This is a genomic window from Maritimibacter dapengensis (assembly GCF_019218265.1).
In the GTDB taxonomy this organism is placed as follows: Bacteria; Pseudomonadota; Alphaproteobacteria; order Rhodobacterales; family Rhodobacteraceae; genus Maritimibacter; species Maritimibacter dapengensis.
Window position 1 is genome coordinate 393,313 of sequence record NZ_JAHUZE010000001.1, and the last position, 20,195, is coordinate 413,507.

15 protein-coding genes are annotated in these 20,195 nt (G+C 63.1%); 9 read left to right on the plus strand and 6 right to left on the minus strand.

Annotation, left to right across the window (positions count from 1 at the left end; all coding sequences use genetic code 11):
• Positions 1–11 precede the first annotated feature (11 nt).
• The 6 genes from KJP28_RS02010 (at position 12) to KJP28_RS02035 (ending at position 10,843) form a co-directional block, all read left to right on the plus strand.
• Positions 12–1,382: an aspartate aminotransferase family protein gene (locus KJP28_RS02010; protein ID WP_218390556.1), complete on the plus strand. Its 1,371-nt coding sequence runs from the start codon at positions 12–14 to the stop codon at positions 1,380–1,382.
• Between the two features lie 168 nt (positions 1,383–1,550).
• The gene (nadA, locus tag KJP28_RS02015) at positions 1,551–2,603 is read left to right on the plus strand and encodes a quinolinate synthase NadA (protein ID WP_218390557.1); all 1,053 of its coding nucleotides are present in this window, start codon (positions 1,551–1,553) and stop codon (positions 2,601–2,603) included.
• A gap of 10 nt (positions 2,604–2,613) precedes the next feature.
• On the plus strand, positions 2,614–4,167 hold the full coding sequence (locus tag KJP28_RS02020) for an L-aspartate oxidase (RefSeq protein ID WP_218390558.1): 1,554 nt from the start codon (positions 2,614–2,616) through the stop codon (positions 4,165–4,167).
• The gene (gene nadC / locus KJP28_RS02025) at positions 4,164–5,012 is read left to right on the plus strand and encodes a carboxylating nicotinate-nucleotide diphosphorylase (RefSeq protein ID WP_218390559.1); all 849 of its coding nucleotides are present in this window, start codon (positions 4,164–4,166) and stop codon (positions 5,010–5,012) included. Before KJP28_RS02020 ends, nadC begins: the two co-directional genes overlap by 4 nt.
• Before the next feature lie 255 nt (positions 5,013–5,267).
• Entirely contained in the window at positions 5,268–7,052 is a 1,785-nt protein-coding gene (locus KJP28_RS02030) for an autotransporter assembly complex protein TamA (RefSeq protein ID WP_218390560.1), read from the plus strand.
• Positions 7,052–10,843, plus strand: coding sequence for a translocation/assembly module TamB domain-containing protein (locus KJP28_RS02035; protein ID WP_218390561.1), 3,792 nt, complete (start codon positions 7,052–7,054; stop codon positions 10,841–10,843). The genes KJP28_RS02030 and KJP28_RS02035 overlap by 1 nt, the downstream gene beginning before the upstream one ends.
• On the opposite strand, the gene KJP28_RS02040 is transcribed toward KJP28_RS02035, so the two are convergent.
• Together KJP28_RS02040 and KJP28_RS02045 are read right to left on the minus strand one after the other, a co-directional pair.
• Positions 10,837–11,487: a LuxR C-terminal-related transcriptional regulator gene (locus tag KJP28_RS02040; protein WP_336245285.1), complete on the minus strand. Its 651-nt coding sequence runs from the start codon at positions 11,485–11,487 to the stop codon at positions 10,837–10,839. The two genes, KJP28_RS02035 and KJP28_RS02040, sit on opposite strands and share 7 nt — an antisense overlap.
• Positions 11,488–11,746: 259 nt before the next feature.
• Positions 11,747–12,808, minus strand: coding sequence for a HupE/UreJ family protein (locus KJP28_RS02045; protein WP_255552153.1), 1,062 nt, complete (start codon positions 12,806–12,808; stop codon positions 11,747–11,749).
• Positions 12,809–12,923: 115 nt separating this feature from the next.
• On the opposite strand from KJP28_RS02045, the gene KJP28_RS02050 reads away from it, so the two are divergent.
• Positions 12,924–13,733: a DUF4198 domain-containing protein gene (locus KJP28_RS02050; RefSeq protein WP_218390563.1), complete on the plus strand. Its 810-nt coding sequence runs from the start codon at positions 12,924–12,926 to the stop codon at positions 13,731–13,733.
• Here the strand turns inward: KJP28_RS02050 and KJP28_RS02055 are convergent.
• Positions 13,714–14,292 carry an arylesterase gene (locus KJP28_RS02055; RefSeq protein ID WP_255552154.1) on the minus strand — a complete coding sequence of 193 codons (579 nt, stop codon included), beginning with the start codon at positions 14,290–14,292 and terminating at the stop codon, positions 13,714–13,716. The two genes, KJP28_RS02050 and KJP28_RS02055, sit on opposite strands and share 20 nt — an antisense overlap.
• A gap of 118 nt (positions 14,293–14,410) precedes the next feature.
• Here KJP28_RS02055 and KJP28_RS02060 point away from each other — a divergent pair, with 118 nt between their 5' ends.
• Both KJP28_RS02060 and KJP28_RS02065 read left to right on the plus strand, forming a co-directional pair.
• Positions 14,411–15,079 carry an ABC transporter ATP-binding protein gene (locus KJP28_RS02060; protein WP_218390565.1) on the plus strand — a complete coding sequence of 223 codons (669 nt, stop codon included), beginning with the start codon at positions 14,411–14,413 and terminating at the stop codon, positions 15,077–15,079.
• Complete coding sequence (locus KJP28_RS02065) at positions 15,076–17,604, plus strand: ABC transporter permease (RefSeq protein WP_218390566.1); 2,529 nt, start codon at positions 15,076–15,078, stop codon at positions 17,602–17,604. The genes KJP28_RS02060 and KJP28_RS02065 overlap by 4 nt, the downstream gene beginning before the upstream one ends.
• Before the next feature lie 6 nt (positions 17,605–17,610).
• Here KJP28_RS02065 and KJP28_RS02070 read toward each other — a convergent pair whose 3' ends face one another.
• The 3 genes from KJP28_RS02070 to KJP28_RS02080 form a co-directional block, all read right to left on the minus strand.
• A complete protein-coding gene (locus KJP28_RS02070) occupies positions 17,611–18,723 on the minus strand; it encodes a glycosyltransferase (protein WP_218390567.1) in 1,113 nt (370 codons plus the stop codon).
• Between the two features lie 131 nt (positions 18,724–18,854).
• On the minus strand, positions 18,855–19,634 hold the full coding sequence (locus tag KJP28_RS02075) for a succinate dehydrogenase iron-sulfur subunit (protein WP_218390568.1): 780 nt from the start codon (positions 19,632–19,634) through the stop codon (positions 18,855–18,857).
• Between the two features lie 160 nt (positions 19,635–19,794).
• Complete coding sequence (locus KJP28_RS02080; RefSeq protein WP_218390569.1) at positions 19,795–20,115, minus strand: hypothetical protein; 321 nt, start codon at positions 20,113–20,115, stop codon at positions 19,795–19,797.
• Between the last annotated feature and the right edge of the window lie 80 nt (positions 20,116–20,195).

The following is a 20,195-nucleotide window of genomic DNA, read 5'->3' on the forward strand; positions in this document are numbered from 1 at the left end:
AAGGAAATATGATGCTGAAGAACGATCAACTCGACGCCTGGGACCGCGAGAATTTCTTTCACCCTTCGACCCACCTGGGCCAGTTCGCGCGGGGCGAAGCGCCGAACCGGGTCATCAAGACCGGCGAAGGCTGCCATATCACTGACCGCGACGGGACACGGCTGCTGGATGCGTTCGCAGGGTTGTACTGCGTCAACGTGGGCTACGGGCGTCAGGAAATTGCCGAGGCCATCGCGGAGCAGGCCAAGGAGCTGGCTTACTACCACGCCTATGTCGGGCATGGCACCGAAGCCTCGATCACTCTATCCAAGATGATCCTCGACCGCGCGCCGGACCACATGTCCAAGGTTTATTTTGGGCTGTCAGGGTCGGATGCCAATGAAACGAACATCAAGCTCGTCTGGTATTACAACAATATCCTGGGCCGCCCCGAGAAGAAGAAGATCATCTCGCGTTGGCGGGGCTATCACGGTTCGGGGTTGATGACCGGGTCGCTGACCGGGCTGGAGCTGTTTCACAAAAAGTTCGATCTACCGCTGAGCCAGGTCATCCACACCGAGGCACCCTATTACTTCCGCCGACCGGACACCGCCATGTCCGAAGCGGATTTCGTGGCGCATTGCGCGGCAGAGCTGGAGAACCTGATCGAAGAGGAAGGCGCCGACACCATCGCAGCCTTCATCGGTGAGCCCGCGCTCGGCACCGGCGGGTTGGTCCCGCCGCCAGAAGGGTATTGGGATGCGATCCAGAAGGTTCTGGAGAAACACGACATCCTGCTCATCGCGGATGAGGTGGTGACGGGGTTCGGGCGTCTCGGGTCCATGTTCGGGTCCGAGCATTACGGGCTGAAACCCGATCTCATCACCATCGCAAAAGGGCTGACCTCGGCCTATGCGCCGCTGTCCGGGTCAATCGTGTCGGACAAGATGTGGAAAGTGCTGGAGCAAGGGACGGATGAGAACGGCCCCATCGGTCACGGCTGGACCTATTCCGCGCACCCGATCGGGGCGGCGGCGGGCGTAGCCAACCTCAAGCTGATCGACGATCTGAACCTGATCGAGAATGCAGGCAAGACGGGGGCTTACTTCAAGAAGGCGCTCGAAGCTGCCGTGGGCGACCATGCCAAGGTCGGTGATGTGCGCGGAGAAGGGCTGCTTTGCGCCGTCGAATTCGTCGCGGATCGCGACGACCGCACCTTTTTCGATGCCAGCGAAAAGGTCGGGCCATCGGTGGCCGCCGCGCTGCTTGAAGAAGGCATCATCGGGCGCGCCATGCCGCAGGGCGACATCATCGGTTTCGCACCGCCTTTCTGCATCACCGAAGCCGAGGCGGACGAGGTCGCAATCAAGCTCGCGAAAGCCGTGGGCAAGGTGCTTGGGTGACTTCGGAGCCGGGTCGGGCTTGAAATCCGGCCCGACCCGCCCCATATTTGGGTCAGCAGGACAGACCTAATCCCGCCCAAAATCAGCGGTTTACCTTGCGCGCGGACGTGCGAGGGGCCACAAGGGCGCGGTATGTCCCTTGGCGAGACCCAGGATGGGGGAGTTCTCATGCTCGATTTTCGGACGATGCGGCACGAACTGGCGGAAGTGTACGATCTTGCGCCGAACGAAGACTTGGCCGAGTCGATGCGCGACATCCATGAAAAGATGGACCGCGTGGTGCCCTGGCCCGACTTCGTGAAGGCCGCGCCTTACATTGCCGCGATCAACAAGCTGAAGGTCGAGAAAGACGCGGTCATTCTCGCCCACAACTACATGACGCCCGATATCTATCACGGCGTCGCCGATTTCATGGGCGACTCGCTTCAACTCGCGATCAAGGCGACCGAGGTCGAGGCGCAGACGATCGTGCAATGCGGCGTACATTTCATGGCCGAGACGTCGAAGATCCTGAACCCGCAGAAAACCGTCCTGATCCCGGATATCGAAGCAGGCTGTTCCCTTGCCGATTCGATCAAGGCGTCGGGTATCGAACAAATGCGGGCGCAATATCCCGGTGCACCGGTCGTCACCTATGTGAACACGACCGCGGAAGAAAAAGCCGCCTCGGATATCTGCTGCACGTCGTCCAACGCGGCCGCAATCGTGCGGGCGTTGCCGGAAGACACCATCATCATGGCACCGGACCAATACCTTGCGCAGAACGTGGCGCGCGAAGTGCCGGAAAAGACCATCGTGTGGTGGGAAGGATCCTGCGTCGTGCACGAACGCTTCACCGCTCAGGATCTGCGCGATTACAAGGAATGGAACCCGGGTACTGCGATCATCGCCCACCCGGAATGTCCGCCGGACGTTGTCGACGAGGCCGATTTCTCGGGTTCGACCAGCGGCATCATCAAGTACGTGATGGACAACAAGCCCAAACAGGCACTGCTCGTCACCGAGTGCTCCATGGCGTCGAACATTTCCGACGAGGTGCCGGAAGTCGATTTCGTCGGCCCCTGCAACATGTGCCCCTACATGAAGAAGATCACGCTGGAGAAGATCCTTTGGTCGCTGCATTCCGGCGAGACCGAGGTCCATGTCGATCCGGAATTGGGCAAAAAGGCCCGCGTCGCGGTCGAGCGCATGATCGACCTTTCGAACAAGCTGGGTATCTAAGGCCTGTGTGATGAAAACCGACCGGATCGTCATTGTCGGCGCGGGTATGGGCGCGCTTTTCGCTGCCCTGTCTCTCGCTCCTCGTCCCGTCCTAATGATCTCGCCCGAAAGCCTGGGTGAAGGCGCGTCAAGCGCCTGGGCGCAGGGTGGTGTCGCGGCGGCGATGGCAAAAACCGACAGCCCCTCAGCTCATGCTGCCGACACGGTGACGGCGGGGGCCGGCACTGTCGACCTCGACGTTGCGCGGATGGTGACGGCGGATGCTGCACAATACATCCTCGACCTCACCGATCTTGGGACCCCCTTCGACCGCGACGCAAATGGCGATTATGTCATGAGCCGCGAGGCTGCGCATTCGGCGGCACGAGTGGTGCGGGTGCAGGGCGATCAGGCCGGGCGACAGATCATGGAAACCCTGATTGCAAAGGTGCATGCCACGCCTTCGGTGCAGGTGATCGAGGGTGCGCTGGCGACCGGGCTGGAAACGGAAGCGGGCCGCGTCACGGGCGTGTGGGTGCGCCGGGCCGGGCCGACCTCGGCCAAGGTGGTGATCGAAGCACCTGCCGTGCTGCTGGCTGGAGGGGGGTCGGGCGGTCTGTTCGCCCATACCACCAATCCGCCGCGCATCCGCGGCCAGGTCATTGGCCTTGCTGCGCGGGCCGGCGCGGTGATCGGGGACCCGGAATTCGTTCAGTTTCACCCCACCGCAATCGATATGGGCGAAGACCCGATGCCGCTCGCCACTGAAGCGCTGCGGGGCGAGGGCGCGGTGCTGATCGACAAGAACGGCAAACGGTTCATGCTGGATGAGCATCCGGACGCAGAGCTGGCACCACGCGATATCGTCGCCCGCGCAATCTTCAAGCAAACGCAGGCAGGCATGCGGCCGATGCTGGATACCCGCGCCGCCCTTGGAGACGAGGTGCTGACGCGCTTTCCGGCGGTGGCCGAAGCCTGCGCGCGCGCCGGGTTCGACCCGGTGGCAAACCCGATCCCGGTCGCGGTCGCGGCGCATTATCACATGGGCGGCGTAGATACCGACGCGCATGGCCGCGCATCGCTCGACCGGCTTTGGGTCTGCGGCGAAGCCTCGTCCACCGGACTGCATGGGGCGAACCGATTGGCGTCGAACGGGTTGCTCGAGGCCCTGGTCTACGCGCGCAAGGCGGCCGAGGACATCGCCCGCGCGCTTGGCCCCTCGGCCGAGGCACCGGAGATCGGGATAGATTGGCCGGATGGCGGCGACCCGGTAGACGAGTTGGCCGTGCAGCGCATGCGCGACACCATGACCGCGCATGTCGGCGTGCGGCGCAATGCCGAGGGTTTGCGCAAGGCGCTCAAAGTCATCGCCGAAATCGAAGCGGATGCCGAAACCGAGACGATGCTGAACATGACCGCGACCGCAACGCTTATCGCTGCGGCGGCGTTGATGCGGGAGGAAAGCCGGGGCGGGCATTATCGCGATGATTTTCCGCAGGCCGATCCGGAACAGGCCAATCGAACCAAGATCACGCTGGCAGAGGCGCGCGCGATCCGTGACGCAGCCGTGGAGCAGATGGCATGAGCTACGCGACCCTTCCCGATCTGGTGCTCGAACCAATGGTGCGCGCGGCATTGATGGAAGATCTCGGCACCTATGGCGATGTGACGACCCGTGCGGTCATTCCGCCCGAGACGGTTTACGATGCGGCGATCAACGCACGTGAACCGGGCGTCGTGTCAGGCATGCAGATCGCGGAGATCGCGTTTCGTCTGGTCGATCCGAGCCTCGAGGTTGAGACGCTGGTCCACGACGGAAGCGTCATCGCCCCCGGCGACACGCTGATGAAGATCAAGGGCCGCGCCGCGTCGATCCTGTCAGGCGAGCGTGTCGCGTTGAACTTCGCGGGCCGGCTGTCAGGGATTGCCACCAAGACCGCCGGTTTCGTGGCCGAAACCAAGGGCACCCATACCCGCGTGACCTGCACCCGGAAGACCACGCCGGGTCTGCGTATCGTCGAGAAACAGGCCGTGCTTCATGGCGGCGGCTTTAACCACCGATACTCGTTATCGGACGCGATCCTGATCAAGGACAACCATATTGCCGCTGCCGGAGGTGTCCGCGCGGTTCTTGAGGCGTCCAAAGCCGTTGCGAGCCACATGATGAAAGTGGAGATCGAGGTCGACACGCTCGAACAATTGGACGAGGTGCTCGGCGTGGGCGGTGCCGACGTGGTCCTGCTCGACAACATGGACACGCCGACTTTGGCCAAGGCGGTCAGCATGGCCCAAGGGCGTGTCGTGCTGGAAGCGTCAGGCAACATGAAGCTCGAACGTATCGCGGAGGTGGCGGCGACGGGGGTGGATTACATCTCATCCGGGGCGCTCACCCATTCCGCACAGACGCTCGACCTCGGCCTCGATTTCTGAACGGAAATCCTTCACAGGTTCGGTCACTCTGCTCGTGGGTCTGCCTATGAACAACTCACTTCGCGGGGGTTCGGTACGCCAGGATCCGGCCAAGCGCGGCTGTGCGTCGTTCCCATCAGCGGGGACTTATACAATTCCGTGACTTCCGGCATTTCCGGTGGTTCTTTCCAAGGCTGCTCGTTACGTTTCTCAAAAGGTGAAACGCGAACCTGGGGGTCGCGAAGTATGGGTTTTGGAGTACAGGGAAATCGCCACTTGCCACGCGTTCTTGCGGTCGTGGCTGTCATGTTGGCGCATCCCGCAATGGCGCTCGACGAGCTGCAATTCAACGTCACGGGCGACGATCGTGCGATCGAGAAAGAGCTTGAAGGGGCTTCGCTTCTCGTTGCCGCCGAGGCTGAAGGGCGCACAAATTCACGCGACCTGATCGCGGCCGCGCGTGCCGAATACGAACGTCTCGTAAATGCGCTTTACGGCTTGGGGTATTACGGCCCCGTGGTCCGGGTGAACGTCGACGGGCGAGAGGCGGCGAACATCCCGACCTACCGTATTCCACGCGACATCCGCCGCATCACGGTCAATGTCGACCCGGGCCGGCAGTTCGTCTTTGGCGAGGCCCGCGTCGTTCCACTCCCGCGTGGTGCAGAGCCGACCGACGGCTTCGAACGCGGAGAACCTGCACGGGCCACCGTTATCCGGAATGCCGCGGCGGATGGGGTCGAGGCATGGCGAAACCGGGGACGTGCGAAAGCCGAGGTCTCGGACCAGAGCCTCGTTGCGGACCACGCCACGGGTACGATGAACGCACGGATCGGTCTTGCGCCGGGTCCGGTGGTCAGGTTGGGCACGCTGCGACAGGTGACGCCGTCTTATGTGCGGGCCACACGCATCCAGCGCATCGCGGGCCTTCCGACGGGCGAGGTGTTCTCACCCGAGGCGCTCGACCGTTCTGCGGAGCGTCTGCGCCGAACCGGCGCTTTCGCGTCGGTGGTATTGCGCGAAGGACCGCTGAAGCCCGACGGGACGATGGATATCGAATTGGCGATCGACGACATGAAGCCCCGCCGTTTCGGCTTCGGGGCCGAAGTCTCGTCGCTCGAGGGGGCCGGGCTGTCGGCGTTCTGGATGCATCGAAACCTTCTGGGCGGTGCCGAGCGGTTTCGGGTCGACGGCGCGGTTTCCGGGCTGACCCCGAACCTTGGCAATCTCGATGTGGAGGTGGGGGCGCGGCTCGACATTCCGGCCGCATTCGGAACCGATACGGATGCGTATGTCATGGCCGAAGCTGCCTACCTGCGGGAACCGACCTTCTCGGCCTACCAGGGCGAGGCGGGCGTGGGTGTCCATCGGTATTTCACCGATGATCTCGAAGGCGAAATCGGGTTTGGCTACATGTGGTCGCGGGTCACGGACAGTCAGGGCACACGCACCTTTTCGATCCTGAAGCTGCCAGCGTCTGTGACCTTCGACAGGCGCGACGATCCGCTCGATGCCACCCGCGGTTACTATATCGGCGCGGAGCTGGAGCCTCACTACGACCTCAACGCCGGGCCGGGTGTCTGGGGCATGTTGGACGGGCGTGTGTATACCAGCTTCGGCGAAGACGACGTGGTCACACTCGCAGCCCGGTTCCAGATCGGCACCGTGGTCGGCCAGCCCGCAACCTCGACGCACCCGGAATACCTGTTTTACTCCGGTGGTGGTGGCACGGTCCGCGGACAACCCTATCAATCGCTCGCCTTCCCGGCGGGGGGCGGCGACCGGATTGGTGGCCAGGCCTTCGTGGGTGCGCAATTCGAAGTCCGATACGATGCGACCGACAAGATCGGGCTCGTCGGGTTCTTCGATGTCGGGTATCTCGGGGCGAGCGGGTTCTTCGACCCGGTGAACACCTGGCATTCGGGCGCGGGTGTGGGTGTTCGCTATGACACCGGCCTTGGTCCCATCCGCTTCGATGTGGGGCTTCCGGTCACCAACGGTCCGGGTGGAAGCCTGCTCAATCGTGTTCAGCTCTATATCGGAATCGGTCAAAGCTTCTGATGCGTTTCGTCATTGCTCTTCTCGCCCTTGTCGCCATCGCCCTGCCTGCCACAGCGCAGGATACCCCTTCGGAGGAAGAGGATAAGTCCCGGCTGGAATCCTGGCTTCAGGACACGCTATCGGGCGCCGGGCGCGATGTTACCGTCACCGGGTTTCGCGGGGCGCTATCGTCGGAAGCGACCATGCAACGGCTTGAGATCGCCGACGATGACGGGATCTGGTTGACGCTGACGGATATCACGCTGGACTGGACCAGGTCGGCGGTGCTCGACCGGCGGATCGAGATCAACCGTTTGACCGCGGCCGAAATTGAATTGGCGCGCCTTCCTGGAGGGGACGATGAAGCGGCGCCCGTCCCGGAGACGGAAGCGTCCGATTTCACGTTGCCGGAATTACCTGTCGCGATCCGTATCGGTGAGATTTCGACCGAGAGCCTCAAACTGGGAGCGCCGGTCCTTGGCGAAGAGGTCGAGATGAGGCTCGACGGATCGGCGGCGCTCGCAAATGGCGAAGGAAGTGCAGATTTCGGTCTGACCCGGATCGACGGCAAGGACGGTGCGTTCACGTTGTCGGGGTCGTTCTCGAACGAGACGGAACTGCTCGACCTTGACCTTGTCCTGTCCGAGGGGGAGGGCGGTATCGCCGCGACCGTTCTGGGGCTTCCGGGCGCACCGGCCATCGACCTCGTCGTGGAAGGCAGCGACCCGATCAGTGACTTCATGGCCAATATCGTGCTGTCCACGGACGGGGAAGACCGGCTTGCGGGGCAGGTCGAGCTTGCAGTGGATCGTCCTGAGACGGAGACCGAGCAAACCGGATCGCAGATGCAGCTCACGGCGAATATCGCGGGTGATCTGAGGCCGCTCTTCGAAGAGGACTACCAGCGGTTCTTTGGGGGAGAATCCTTGCTCCACCTCGAAGCCGCGCGGTTCCCGAACGGTGCCATTCAGGTCGGCGACCTGTTCCTGCGCACCGATGCGCTCGAACTTCGAGGGAACGCGGCGCTCAATGCCGAGGGCTGGCCGGAGAACGCGGATATCACCGGCACGCTCGCCAGCGCGGACGGGACGCCGGTGGTTCTTCCGGTGTCTGGTCCGAGGTCGACCCTGGCACGGGCCGAGATTTCGTTCGACTACGACACGCTGCGAGATTCTGGGTGGACCGCGAATGTCGCTGCCAGCGATTTCGTGCGTGACGGGACGCGTGTCGGCGAAGTGACGTTGTCGGGCGCGGGAACGCTCGAGCCCGGCGGTGGGGATACGCCCCCAAGCGTCGACGGACGCATCACCATGCAGGCGACGGATCTGAAGCCGCGTGAAGCTGCCCTCGCGCAAGCCATCGGGCCGGCACTTTCGGGTGGATTTGCCTTCTCGCGTGGTAGCGGCACACCGCTTCAGATCAGCGACCTTGCCTTGTCCGGGGCCGACTACGGGCTGACCGGTGCCATTACGCTGGACACCGTCGTGGAACAGCTCGATCTTCTGGCCGATCTGGACCTGAACCTGTCGGCAGAAAACCTTGCCCGTTTCGCGGACCTCGCCGGGCAGGACATCGCGGGCGCGGCGGATGTGAGCATCACGGGCAATGTTGCGGTGCCGGGTGGTCCCTTCGACATCGAGATTGACGGAACGACGCAGGATTTCGACCTTGGCATCGACCGGATCGACGGCCTGTTTTCGGGGCAGAACCGTATTTTCGTGGCGGCGGAACGCGATGAAACCGGCACGACCATTCGGGAAGCTCGGCTGACCGGGGCCGGCGTTACGGCGATCGCCTCGGGCACACTGGCCAGCGATGCAAGCCGGATCGCATTGGACCTTGATCTCCCGGACGGCACCCGACTGGACCCGCAATTGGTCGGTGCCGTGACCGCTGACATCACGGCGGTTTCCGCGGCGGGAGACTGGACCGTGGACGGGACGGCGACCGGCCCCGGTGGTCTGACTGCACGGTTTGACGGGACCGCACAATCGACGGATGACGGGTTCGGTCCGGTCACGGCACAGGTCGTCGCCGCAGCCGAAAGCTTTGCGCCATACTCCGGGCTTGCAGGTCGCTCGCTCGCGGGGGGTGGTGACGTAACGGCGCGCGTCGCAGGCGATCTGCGCTCGGAAGCCCTGACGCTTTCGCTCGATGCCGAAACCCGCAACCTCAGCCTTGCACTTGGCAATCTGGATCAGCTTCTTCGTGGGACCGCCAACGTTGCGTTGACCGCACGGCGCGACGAGGACGGAACGCTTTTTGTCGACAACCTCGATCTCTCCACGCCGGTTGTCACGGCGACCGCGACGGGGAGCGGTTCCGGCGACCAGAGCGAAGTGCAGTTCGACGCGCGCCTCGCCGACATTGGTATCTTCGTTCCAAACCTCGGAGGCGCGTTTTCCGCAGGCGGCACGGCGATCTTGACCGGCGAGGACTACCGCATCGACATAAGCGGGAGCGGACCTGCGGGGCTGAGCGTGAACGTCGACGGGACTGTCGCGGGCGACGCGTCACGTGCGAACCTCTCACTGAATGGGGACATGCCGCTTGCACTTGCCAATGGGTTCATATCCGGCGCTGAACTCTCGGGTCGTGCGGCATTCGATCTGGCTTTGAACGGTCCACTTGAGCTCGGATCGCTGTCGGGCCGCGTGACGACCTCGACTCTAAGAGCGGCGGTGCCCTCTGCGGCGGTCGCTCTGGGCCCGGTTCAGGCGAACGTCACCCTCGGAAACGGTCAGGCGCGGATCGAGGCGGCGGGCGCCGTTTCATCGGGCGGGCGTGTCGAAGTCGCGGGGCCGGTCGGGCTTTCCCGCGGTTATGACGCCGGACTGACGATCCGGCTGGACAATGTCGGGCTGACCGATCCGTCTCTCTACGACACGCAGGTGAATGGACAATTGACGGTTCAGGGCCCGCTCACAGGCGGCGCGCGTATCGCTGGCACGTTGAACACCGGTCTCGTGGAAATCCGCATCCCGAGTTCGGGCTTTGCCTTCAATGGCAATGTCGACGGACTGGTTCATGTCAACGAACCTCGTGCCGTGCGCGCCACTCGTGGCTTTGCGAACAAGGTCGAAACGGGCGGCAGAACGGGTGGTGGGGCAGGTGTGGCTTATCCGCTCGACATCGTCATCAACGCGCCCAACCAGGTCTTCATCCGGGGACGCGGGCTTGACGCTGAACTGGGCGGGAGCCTCGTGATAGGCGGGACCACGGCGAATGTCGTGCCGCAGGGCGGGCTGAGCCTGATCCGCGGCCGGCTGGACCTGCTCGGCAATCGGCTCGACCTGACGGAGGCGAGTGCAACGCTGCAAGGCGATTTCGATCCCTTCATCCAGGTCGCGGCGGTGACCAATGTCGAGGACGTGTCCATTCGGATCGCAATTGACGGACCGGCCAGCAACCCGGAAGTGTCGTTCACGTCATCGCCCGATCTGCCCGAGGACGAAATTCTCGCGCGGCTGGTGTTCGGGAGGTCGGTTGCAGAAATCTCGCCGCTTCAGGCCCTTCGTCTCGCCAATGGCGTCGCGACCCTCTCCGGGCGTTCCGGTGGCGGTGTGATGGGCAACATCCGTGGTGGTCTGGGGCTTGCGGATCTGGACGTCGCGTCGGACGAAGAGGGTAATCTCGGTGTGACGGCCGGCGCCTATATCTCTGACAACATCTATACCGGGGTTCAGGTCGGAGCAGACGGGCAAGCCGAGGTGACGATCAACCTCGATGTGACAGACAACCTGACGGCGCGCGGCTCCGTCGGCACGGATGGAAACACGTCACTCGGGATTTATTTCGAACGGGATTACTGACGACCCGCAGGGAACGAGCTTTCGTCGCACACGACGAGACCCCGATCCCGTGCGAGCATTGCCGCATGGGTCCGATTGCGCGCCTCGAGTTTGCGGATGATCCCGCGCACATGCATCTTCACGGTCACTTCCTTGATACGGAAGCCATGTGCGATTTCCTTGTTCTGAAGCCCGCAGCAGATACCATGAAGCACCTGAAGTTCCCGGACCGAAAGCTTCTCTCTTGGAAGCTCGGTGCGCCCCTCGTCGTTCGTCTCGATGGCTGAAACGGTCATGCCTTCGTCGACCAGTTTGAGGAGTTCGCGAAGCTGATCTGTTGTAACGCTTCGGGAGACACTGGCTGCGGCACCCGCGGCGACAAGTTGCTCGGCGTGGCGAACGCCGCCTGTCTGGTCGAGCAAGGCGAAGATCCGTGTGCCGGGTGCCATTCTCGCCAGAGTCGCCAATTCCGTCGCGACCTTCAGGTGTTCGATGAGGCCGCAGTCCACGACGATGACCTTGATCTCGCCGTTGCTCTGCCCGAGCTTCGCGCCGAGCTCGCGCATATGCGACACGGGTTCAGTTTCGCACCAACCCAGACTCTGCACCGCTTCGTTGACCAGATCGAGGACCGCCTCGTCCTGGGTCGCCGCGTAAACTTTCACAATTCGCCCCTTTAACCTTCGCTGACTGCAATACTGTCCGCGTGGTCTGTCAGGAATGGCATAGGTTCATTGTCGCAACCACCTATCAAAAAGGATAGAGAACGCCTCAAAACCGAAGCGTTTCCAATATGTAAGGGAAAGTTCGGCGACCTCGTCGGGGCAGCTTCTGCACAATTGTATACGTGTTGCAAAATGCGACGCAACGAAAGGTAAGGTTTTCCTTACTGTTCCAATCGAATCGCTTTGTGATGACGGGAAGTCAGAGAATCACTCGTTCGACGGCCCACCAGGCGCCCATAAGGCCGATCATGGCGGAGGCCGGAATCACGACACGCGTACGATACCAGGGTTTGTTGCCAAACCAGATCGACACGGTCAAGAAACCTAAGAGGATGACCGTGAGTTGGCCCAGTTCGACCCCGATATTGAACGCGATGAGGCTGGCGATGAAATGCGCCGGGGACAATCCGATCTCGCCGAGCACGGACGCAAACCCGAGACCATGCAGCAACCCGAACGCGAACACGACGGCAATTCGCAGGCGGCTCAGCTGTGGCCTGAGAATGTTCTCGATCGCAACGAAGGCAATCGAGGCGGCGATCAGGGGTTCCACCACGGCGCTCGGAACCGAGACGATGCCAAGTGTCGCGAGCGCAAGTGTGAGGGTGTGGGCCACGGTGAAGGACGTGACCTGAAAAAAGAGCGGTTTCAGGTGTCGTGAGAAGAAGAAGAGCCCCAGAACGAAAAGAATATGGTCAAGCCCCTTTGGGAGGATATGGGTGAAACCCAGCCATATGTAATTGCCAAAACTTCGCAGTCCGCCGACCACGGCGGTGCCATCACGCGGCATCGGTTCGGACACCTGACCGGGGCCGAGAAAGGCGGAATAGGGGTCCTGTCCCTCGGCAAGGCCGTCTACGCTCTGGCGCAGGATCATCGGCCCGAAACGCGAGGCCCAGCCGACCGTGACGTCCGTCCCGTCGTCTGGCAGCGCGGCAGAAACGACGATCTGCGTCTGGCGCGGAAGGTCGTCGGCCATCGCACCGGCGGTCGAGACGGACGTGAGCGCAGGGTCCAGCGCGGTCTCACCAGCTTGCAGGTCGAGCCCTTGTGAGAGTTTCGGCCAGGCATTGCGGAATCGCTCTTCGAACTCGGTGGGGCTGAGCGCGCGCAATCGGTCATAGGCATCAGCCAGCGGCGAATTGTTGGTATCGGTGATCGCGGCGAGATCCACGCCGGCCACCATCGCTTCGCCCTGGACGATCATGGTCAGGCGAAGGCGGTCTGGCCCGACCTCGGCATCGACGATCGCAGGCGACATTTCGTGCGCGTGGGCCGCACCTGCGCATATCACAATGAGGACAGCCAGGATTGTGGCACTTGACCTTGCAGCCGCACGCGCCAGTGTGAGCACCCGACCAGAAACAGGACCTGCCATGCGCCGACCGCTTTTCGCCTCGCTGATCATATCCTGCCTTACCCTCGCCCGGGCGGTATTCGCCCATGAATTCTGGATCGACCCCGTCGCCTTCGAAGTCGCGCCTGACTCACCCATCGTGGCCGAACTTCGAGTCGGGCAGGATTTCGCGGGCGCACGCCAGAGCTATTTTCCCGCTCGGTTCGAGCGGTTCGAGGTAAGGATGGGCGATCGTATCCGCGAAGTCGAGGGGCGGTTGGGCGACCTGCCCGCAATGGATATGGTGGTAGAGGGCGAAGGGCTTGCCGTCATCGTCCATGAAACGCGCGGGGACAGCCTTCAGTACCGTGAACGCGCCTTGTTCGAGCAATTCGTGACGCACAAGGATCTGGGAGACGTGCTTGCACGGCACGCGGCGCGCGGCTTGCCCGAACTGGCGTTTCGGGAAGCTTACACGCGCTATGCCAAGTCCCTGGTCGCCGTAGGCACTGGCAAGGGATCAGATGCGCGTGTCGGGTTGAAGATTGAAGTGGTGGCGGGTGGGAACCCGTATACCGACGACCTTTCAGGCGGCATGCCGGTGCAGGTGTTCTACCTCGATGCCCCACGCCGCGATGCGCAGATCGAAGTCTTCGACCGCGCGCCGGACGGCAATGTCGAAAGCCTGACGCTCAGGACCGATCAGGAAGGCCGCGCGTCGGTGCCGGTTACGCCGGGCCATACGTATCTTGTGGACAGCGTCGTGATGGAGAACACCGGAAACGACGACCCGGACGCCGGCCCTGTCTGGCATTCGGCCTGGGCAAGCCTCACGTTCCGGGTGCCGTGACCTGGTCCAAAAGGTCGAGCACCTTTGGCCCCATCGCCTCGATGTTGAGCGCGACGCCTTGGGCGTTCGGATGGATGCCGTCGGACTGAAACGCGCTGGTGCGGTCGATCTGGCCCTCTGCCATCGCGTCGGCCATGCCCTGAAAGATATAGGGATGGAACACGACACCATAGGTCTCGGCGACCTCCGGGTAGATAGCGTTGAACCTCTCGGAATACTCCGCACCGAAATTGCTTGTGGCACGGTAGCCGACGAGCATCACCGGGATGTCGCGGGCCTGAATACGCGACACGATCTCATCGAGGTTCGCTGCGACCTCGTCCAAAGGCAGACCACGCAGGAGGTCGTTGCCGCCGGTCGCCAGCAGAACCGCATCGACATCGTCGCCAATCGTCCAGTCGAGCCGTCTCAACCCGCCCGCCGTCGTTTCGCCGGAAACACCGCCGTTGATGACTTCGACGTCGCGGCCTTGCGCGTCGAGCCAGCGGTCAAGTTGCGGCACGAACCCGTCTCCGTTCGCCAGCCCGTATCCCTGCACGAGAGAGTCGCCAAATGCCATTAATTTGATCGGTTCGGCCTGTAGCGGCAGCGCAAGGAAAGGGAATATCAACAAAGACTTGGATATCGTCCGCCGCGACCCATATGCCCAAGAGACGATTTTGCGAAAGGCCTGCTTCATGACCGACCCCGTCCTGCGACTGACCGACGTGTCGCTCTCCCTGATGGGCAATGCCGGCCCGGTCGATATCCTTCGCGGGATCACCATGGATGTAGAACGCGGGGAAACGCTTGGGCTCACGGGGCCGTCGGGTTCGGGCAAGTCTTCGCTCCTCATGCTCATGGGCGGGTTGGAGCGCGCGACGGGCGGGACCGTGACGGCGCTTGGCCAGGACCTCGGACCGCTCGACGAAGATGCGCTCGCCCGGTTTCGTCGCAAACATATGGGGGTGGTGTTCCAGTCTTTCCACCTCATTCCAACCATGACGGCGTTGGAAAACGTGGCGACCCCGCTGGAACTGGCGGGTGCGCCGGACGCGTTCGAGAGGGCGGCAGAGGAGCTGGCTTCGGTCGGGCTGGATCACCGAACCGATCATTACCCCGCGCAGATGTCTGGCGGAGAGCAGCAGCGCACGGCGCTGGCACGCGCGGCGGTGACGCGCCCCGAGATCCTGTTGGCGGATGAGCCGACCGGGAACCTCGACGGCACCACCGGCGCGGCGATCATGGACCTCCTGTTCGGCCTGCGCGACCGCCACGGCGCGACGCTCGTGCTCGTTACCCATGCCGAGGACCTGGCGGAACGCTGTGACCGGGTTCTGGGCCTCCATGACGGGGCTCTGGCATGAGCGATATCGCCGTTGCCGCCCGTATCGCGCGCCGGGAATTGCGCGGCGGGGTGAAGGGTTTTCGCGTTTTTCTCGCCTGTCTCGCCTTGGGCGTCGCAGCAATCGCGGCGGTCGGATCGGTGCGTGAGGCGATCCAGGCGGGCATTTCGGATCAGGGCGCCGTTCTGCTCGGCGGGGATGCCTCTGTCGAATTGACCTACCGTCGCGCCGACCCGGCCGATGTCGAATACCTCCGAACCGTCGCGGACGAGGTTGGCGAGGTCATCGACTTTCGGTCCATGGCCCGCGTTCCGGGAACGGACGATCAGGGTTTGACTCAAGTGAAAGCGGTGGACGGCGCCTGGCCCCTATACGGTGCGCCCGAACTCGACCCCGACATCGACATCGCGGCCGCGCTGGCACCCGACGGCGACATCCCCGGTGCGGTCATGGCTCCGCTTCTGGCCGAGAGGCTGCAACTTGAGATCGGCGACAGCTTCACGCTCGGTACGCAGGAGTTTCGCCTCGCCGCGCGACTGGTAAGCGCGCCTGACGACGCAGCAGGCGGTTTCGACTTTGGCCCGCCGACCATCGTCCATATCGACGACCTTGCGACGTCGGGCCTGATCAACGAGGGCACCTTGTTCAACAGCGAATACCGCCTGAGGACCGCACCGGGAACCGATCTGGACGCCCTGCGACAACAGGTCATGGCGCGAATGGAAGGCAGCGCCCCACGTTGGCGCGATGCGCGAAACGGCGCACCGGGCATCAGCGAATTCGTGGACAGGCTGGCATCGTTTCTCGTGCTGGTCGGGCTCGCGGGCCTCGCGGTGGGCGGGGTCGGCATCTCGGCGGCGGTTCGCGCCTATCTCGACGAGAAAACCGAAGTGATCGCGACGTTGAAGACGCTGGGAGCAGGGCGGAGCGTGATTTTTCTGACCTACGCGCTCCAGATCGGGATGTTGACTGTCGTTGGCATCGCGCTGGGCCTGATCATCGGCGGCCTCATCCCCGTGGTCTTCGGCCCACTCATCAGCGCGGCGCTCCCGATTCCCGCACGGTTGACCTTTTCGCCCGAACCTATGGCCGAAGCCGCGCTCTACGGTGCACTCGCTGCGGCCATTTTCACGCTCTGGCCGCTGGCCAAGACCGAAGAGGTCCGTGCCGCCGCGCTGTTTCGAGGGCGGGGCGCGCCCGAAGGCTATCCGCGGCCTGTCTATATCCTCATCACCGCACTTGGCCTCGCGCTTCTGATCGGTGCTGCGGCGCTTTTTTCCGACATGGCCCGGATTGCGCTCTGGTCCGCCTTCGGCATTTTCTTTGCCTTCCTGCTGCTCGTGCTGGCGGGCCGCGCCGTGCGTGCCTTGTCTCGCGGGCTTGCAAAGCGGCCCTTCCTGCGTGGCCGTCCCATGCTACGTATGGCTTTCGCCTCGGTCGGCGGACCAGGCAATGAGGCATCAAGCGTGGTTTTGTCGCTTGGCCTCGGGCTTTCGGTGTTGGCCGCCGTGGGTCAGGTCGACAACAATCTGCGCGGCTCTATCGCGCGCGAATTGCCCGACATCGCGCCAAGCTTTTTCGTCGTGGACATCCAGCCTGACCAGATCGACGCGGTGCGCGATCGTGTCACGACCGACACAGGGGTCAGCCGGATGGACGCGGCCCCGATGCTGCGCGGCATGATCACCGAGATAAACGGTCGCCCTGCACGTGACGTCGCGGGGGACCATTGGGTGGTCGAAGGTGATCGGGGGGTGACCTATTCCGAAGAGATGCCGGACAGGTCACGCTTGACCGCAGGCGAATGGTGGCCAGCGGATTACGACGGCGAACCGCTCATCAGCTTCGTGGCGGAGGAGGCGGGCGAAATTGGCCTTTCGGTCGGCGATACCATGACCGTGAACATCCTGGGCCGTGACATCACCGCGCGCGTCGCATCCCTGCGCGACGTGAACTTCTCATCCGCCGGGATGAATTTCACAATCGCGATGAACCCCTCGGCGCTCGCCGGTGCGCCGCATAGCTGGCTTGCCACGATCTATGCCGAGGAAGAGGCGGAGGCTGCCCTCCTGCGTGACATCTCCCGTACCTATCCGAACATCACCATGATTTCCGTGCGCGACGCGATCGGGCGGGCGACGGAGCTTCTGGGAACCATCGCGGCGGCGATCACATATGGTGCGCTCATCACGCTGGTTACGGGCGCTGTGGTGCTGATCGGTGCGGCACTGGCCGGCGAACGTGCGCGGACATATGAGGCCGCGGTGTTGAAGACGCTCGGCGCGCCGCGTGCACGCATCCTTGCCAATTTCGCCCTACGCTCGGTGATCCTCGGTGCCGCCGCCGGGGTCGTCGCCGTGTTCGCGGGGGGTATGGCAGGATGGGCCGTATCGACGTTCGTGATGGACACGGGCTTCGTGTTCGAGCCGGTCTCGGCCATCGCCATTGTCACTGGGGGCGTGGTCGTCACGCTCCTGACCGGCCTCGCGTTCGCGTGGCGTCCCCTCTCGGCCCGGCCGGCGCAGGTGCTCCGGGCGCGGGAATGACCGGTCTCAACGCTTTTGCGATTGGTTCGTGTAGGCTTTGATCCAATGCAGATCGGTCTTCTTGTAGGCCAGCGGCATCCCACGGATCATGTCACGCCGAACGATCTGATGCGGCAATGCGATGGACCTGTCATCCGCCTTTGAGGCAGTCAATACCTCACGCGTCAACATCGCCGGCCCGGCGAGGGCGAGTGGATGGCCATTGGGGTCACGCGAAATGTTTGCATAGGCCGTGTCGAGCGCATTGGCGATCACAGGCGTTCCCGGTCGCGCCCCGATAAGCATGTTGCTGATCGTCGGCATAGCCCGGTCGGTTCGCTGGTAATAGAAATCCCGTCCCGCCAACTGGCGGAGACGCCGCTCCGCCACGGGTCCCGCTCCAAGGTCGGCATCGACATAGACGCCACCATTCTGGAAAAGCCGGGCGAGACGGAACAGGTCGGCTTTCACGGCGGGCAATGGGATCGTGTCCCAAACCGCTTTGCTGTCGGCACCAAGAACGTCGGCCACGATGCTGCGCGCCTCATCTTCTTCGAAGAGCCGATAGCGATCAGACCCCACCAGATCGCGCCATTCTCGGGTCAGCGCAGCGACGTCGTCGGGAATGTCGCGGTCCCAGAACTGGAACAAGTCCGGCAGGACGGCGCCTTCCGGCATCGCCGGGTCGAATAGATGGTCGTGGAGGAATAGCCAGCCGGTGAAATCGGCCGGCTCGGTCTCTCGCTGCGAGAGTTTGTCGATCCGGTTGCGTAACCGGTCCGAACGGTCCGCGTCCCGGCCGTTGAAAATTCGGTACGCGACGTCGGCCTGCCGGCTCAGGTCCGGGCGGTAGTGACGCGCGAACGACCCTTGGCCGCTAAGGTCCGGCACGAAGTCACGATAGGTTTTGTAGAAAGCCGCAATTCTGCTTCGGTCGGGACAATCCTGGTCGGCCAGCCTGTCGAGGTTCGAAAACAGCGCGTCGTGGTGAAACCGTTTGCTCGTGGACATCCGGCGATCAAGCGCCGCGCGCGACCATGTCCGACCCTGGAAATAATCCAACGCGCTCAGCGGCGTCAGTGCGACGGCTTCGAGGAGCCCGATTTTTCTGGCCACGGCAATGACCGCACGTTTCAACATGTCTGGACCCTGCCTGAGACGCTGATCGCGGGTAAATACCAATCGCCTCACCCTGTCAAACCGACGAACCGACACATGACGAAGCCCCACCATTCCGGGCGGGGCTTCGTGCAACGCGCGCGGTCGTCGGATCAGATCGTGCGCTGCACCATCATCTTCTTGACCTCGGCAATCGCCTTGGCCGGGTTCAGACCCTTGGGACAGGTCTGCGCGCAATTCATGATCGTGTGGCAGCGATAAAGCTTGAACGGGTCCTCGAGGTCGTCGAGCCGTTCGCCGGTCGCTTCGTCACGAGAGTCGATGATCCAGCGGTAGGCGTGAAGAAGCGCGGCAGGGCCGAGATACCGATCTGCGTTCCACCAGTAGCTCGGGCAGGAAGCCGAGCAGGATGCGCACATCACGCATTCGTAAAGGCCATCGAGCTTCTTGCGGTCCTCGATCGACTGCTTCCACTCTTTCGCAGGCGCATTGGTCTTGGTTTCAAGCCACGGCATGATCGACGCGTGCTGGGCGTAGAAATGCGTGAGATCCGGGATCAGATCCTTCACCACGGGCATGTGAGGCAGCGGATAGATTTTCACGTCGCCCTGGATTTCGTCCATGCCGAAGATGCACGCGAGGTGGTTCTGACCGTCGATGTTCATCGCGCAGGAGCCGCAGATGCCTTCGCGACAGGAGCGGCGGAAGGTGAGCGTGGGGTCGATCTCGTTCTTGATCTTGATCAGCGCGTCCAGAACCATCGGGCCACACTTGTCCATGTCGAGAAAGTAGGTGTCGACACGCGGGTTCTCACCATCGTCCGGCGACCAGCGATAGATCATGAACTTGCGCACATTGGTCGCGCCCTCGGGCTTCGGCCATGTCTTGCCCGTGCGAATTTTGGAGTTCTTGGGAAGGGTCAGCTGGACCATCGGTCGCCTCCTGTTGGCTTGTGTGAGACACGCGAAAGCGCCCCACAGGCTGTTGCGTGGGGTCTCGTCGCACCAATGCAAAGGCGCGCGCTCGCGGATTGTGTCCGCGAGGCGAGGTTTTCTTCGCTGTCGCGGCCGCCTGGGCAGACCGCAGTTGCGATCAGCCTTGCGGCTGCTGCTGGACCGACGTGTCGCAGGCGCGCAGACCATCCTGGTCGGCGACATTGCGGATCACGCTCTCCCGCTCCTCGCTGGAGCCGGCTGCGTTGAAGTAGTCGATTTCGGTAGTCGTCATACGCGCCGTAACGCAGACCGCGAATTCCTCGCGCTCCGATTCCGCGAGGAACTGTTTCGAATCCAGTTCCGCGAGGAAAGTTGCCTTGGCTTCGGCACGATCCGCTTCCGGCTCGGACGAGTCGTAGGCGAGGGCCGGCGCGCTCAGGGCGAGCAGCGCGAGGGGAAGAATGATGACACGTTTCATGTCTTGACGTCCTCGTTTCATACGCGGACCTGACAGGAGTGAAACGACCGTGCCCGTCAATCCCTCGACGACGGGTTTGT

Excerpts from the sequence above, each read along its gene's own strand:
- KJP28_RS02010 (WP_218390556.1), top strand. The coding sequence starts at position 12 with ATGCTGAAGAACGATCAACTCGACGCCTGGGACCGCGAGAATTTCTTT.
- nadA (WP_218390557.1), top strand. The coding sequence starts at position 1,551 with ATGCTCGATTTTCGGACGATGCGGCACGAACTGGCGGAAGTGTACGAT.
- KJP28_RS02020 (WP_218390558.1), top strand. The coding sequence starts at position 2,614 with ATGAAAACCGACCGGATCGTCATTGTCGGCGCGGGTATGGGCGCGCTT.
- nadC (WP_218390559.1), top strand. The coding sequence starts at position 4,164 with ATGAGCTACGCGACCCTTCCCGATCTGGTGCTCGAACCAATGGTGCGC.
- KJP28_RS02035 (WP_218390561.1), top strand. The coding sequence starts at position 7,052 with ATGCGTTTCGTCATTGCTCTTCTCGCCCTTGTCGCCATCGCCCTGCCT.
- KJP28_RS02045 (WP_255552153.1), bottom strand. The coding sequence starts at position 12,808 with ATGTCGCCTGCGATCGTCGATGCCGAGGTCGGGCCAGACCGCCTTCGC.
- KJP28_RS02050 (WP_218390563.1), top strand. The coding sequence starts at position 12,924 with ATGCGCCGACCGCTTTTCGCCTCGCTGATCATATCCTGCCTTACCCTC.
- KJP28_RS02055 (WP_255552154.1), bottom strand. The coding sequence starts at position 14,292 with ATGGCATTTGGCGACTCTCTCGTGCAGGGATACGGGCTGGCGAACGGA.
- KJP28_RS02060 (WP_218390565.1), top strand. The coding sequence starts at position 14,411 with ATGACCGACCCCGTCCTGCGACTGACCGACGTGTCGCTCTCCCTGATG.
- KJP28_RS02065 (WP_218390566.1), top strand. The coding sequence starts at position 15,076 with ATGAGCGATATCGCCGTTGCCGCCCGTATCGCGCGCCGGGAATTGCGC.
- KJP28_RS02070 (WP_218390567.1), bottom strand. The coding sequence starts at position 18,723 with ATGTTGAAACGTGCGGTCATTGCCGTGGCCAGAAAAATCGGGCTCCTC.
- KJP28_RS02075 (WP_218390568.1), bottom strand. The coding sequence starts at position 19,634 with ATGGTCCAGCTGACCCTTCCCAAGAACTCCAAAATTCGCACGGGCAAG.
- KJP28_RS02080 (WP_218390569.1), bottom strand. The coding sequence starts at position 20,115 with ATGAAACGTGTCATCATTCTTCCCCTCGCGCTGCTCGCCCTGAGCGCG.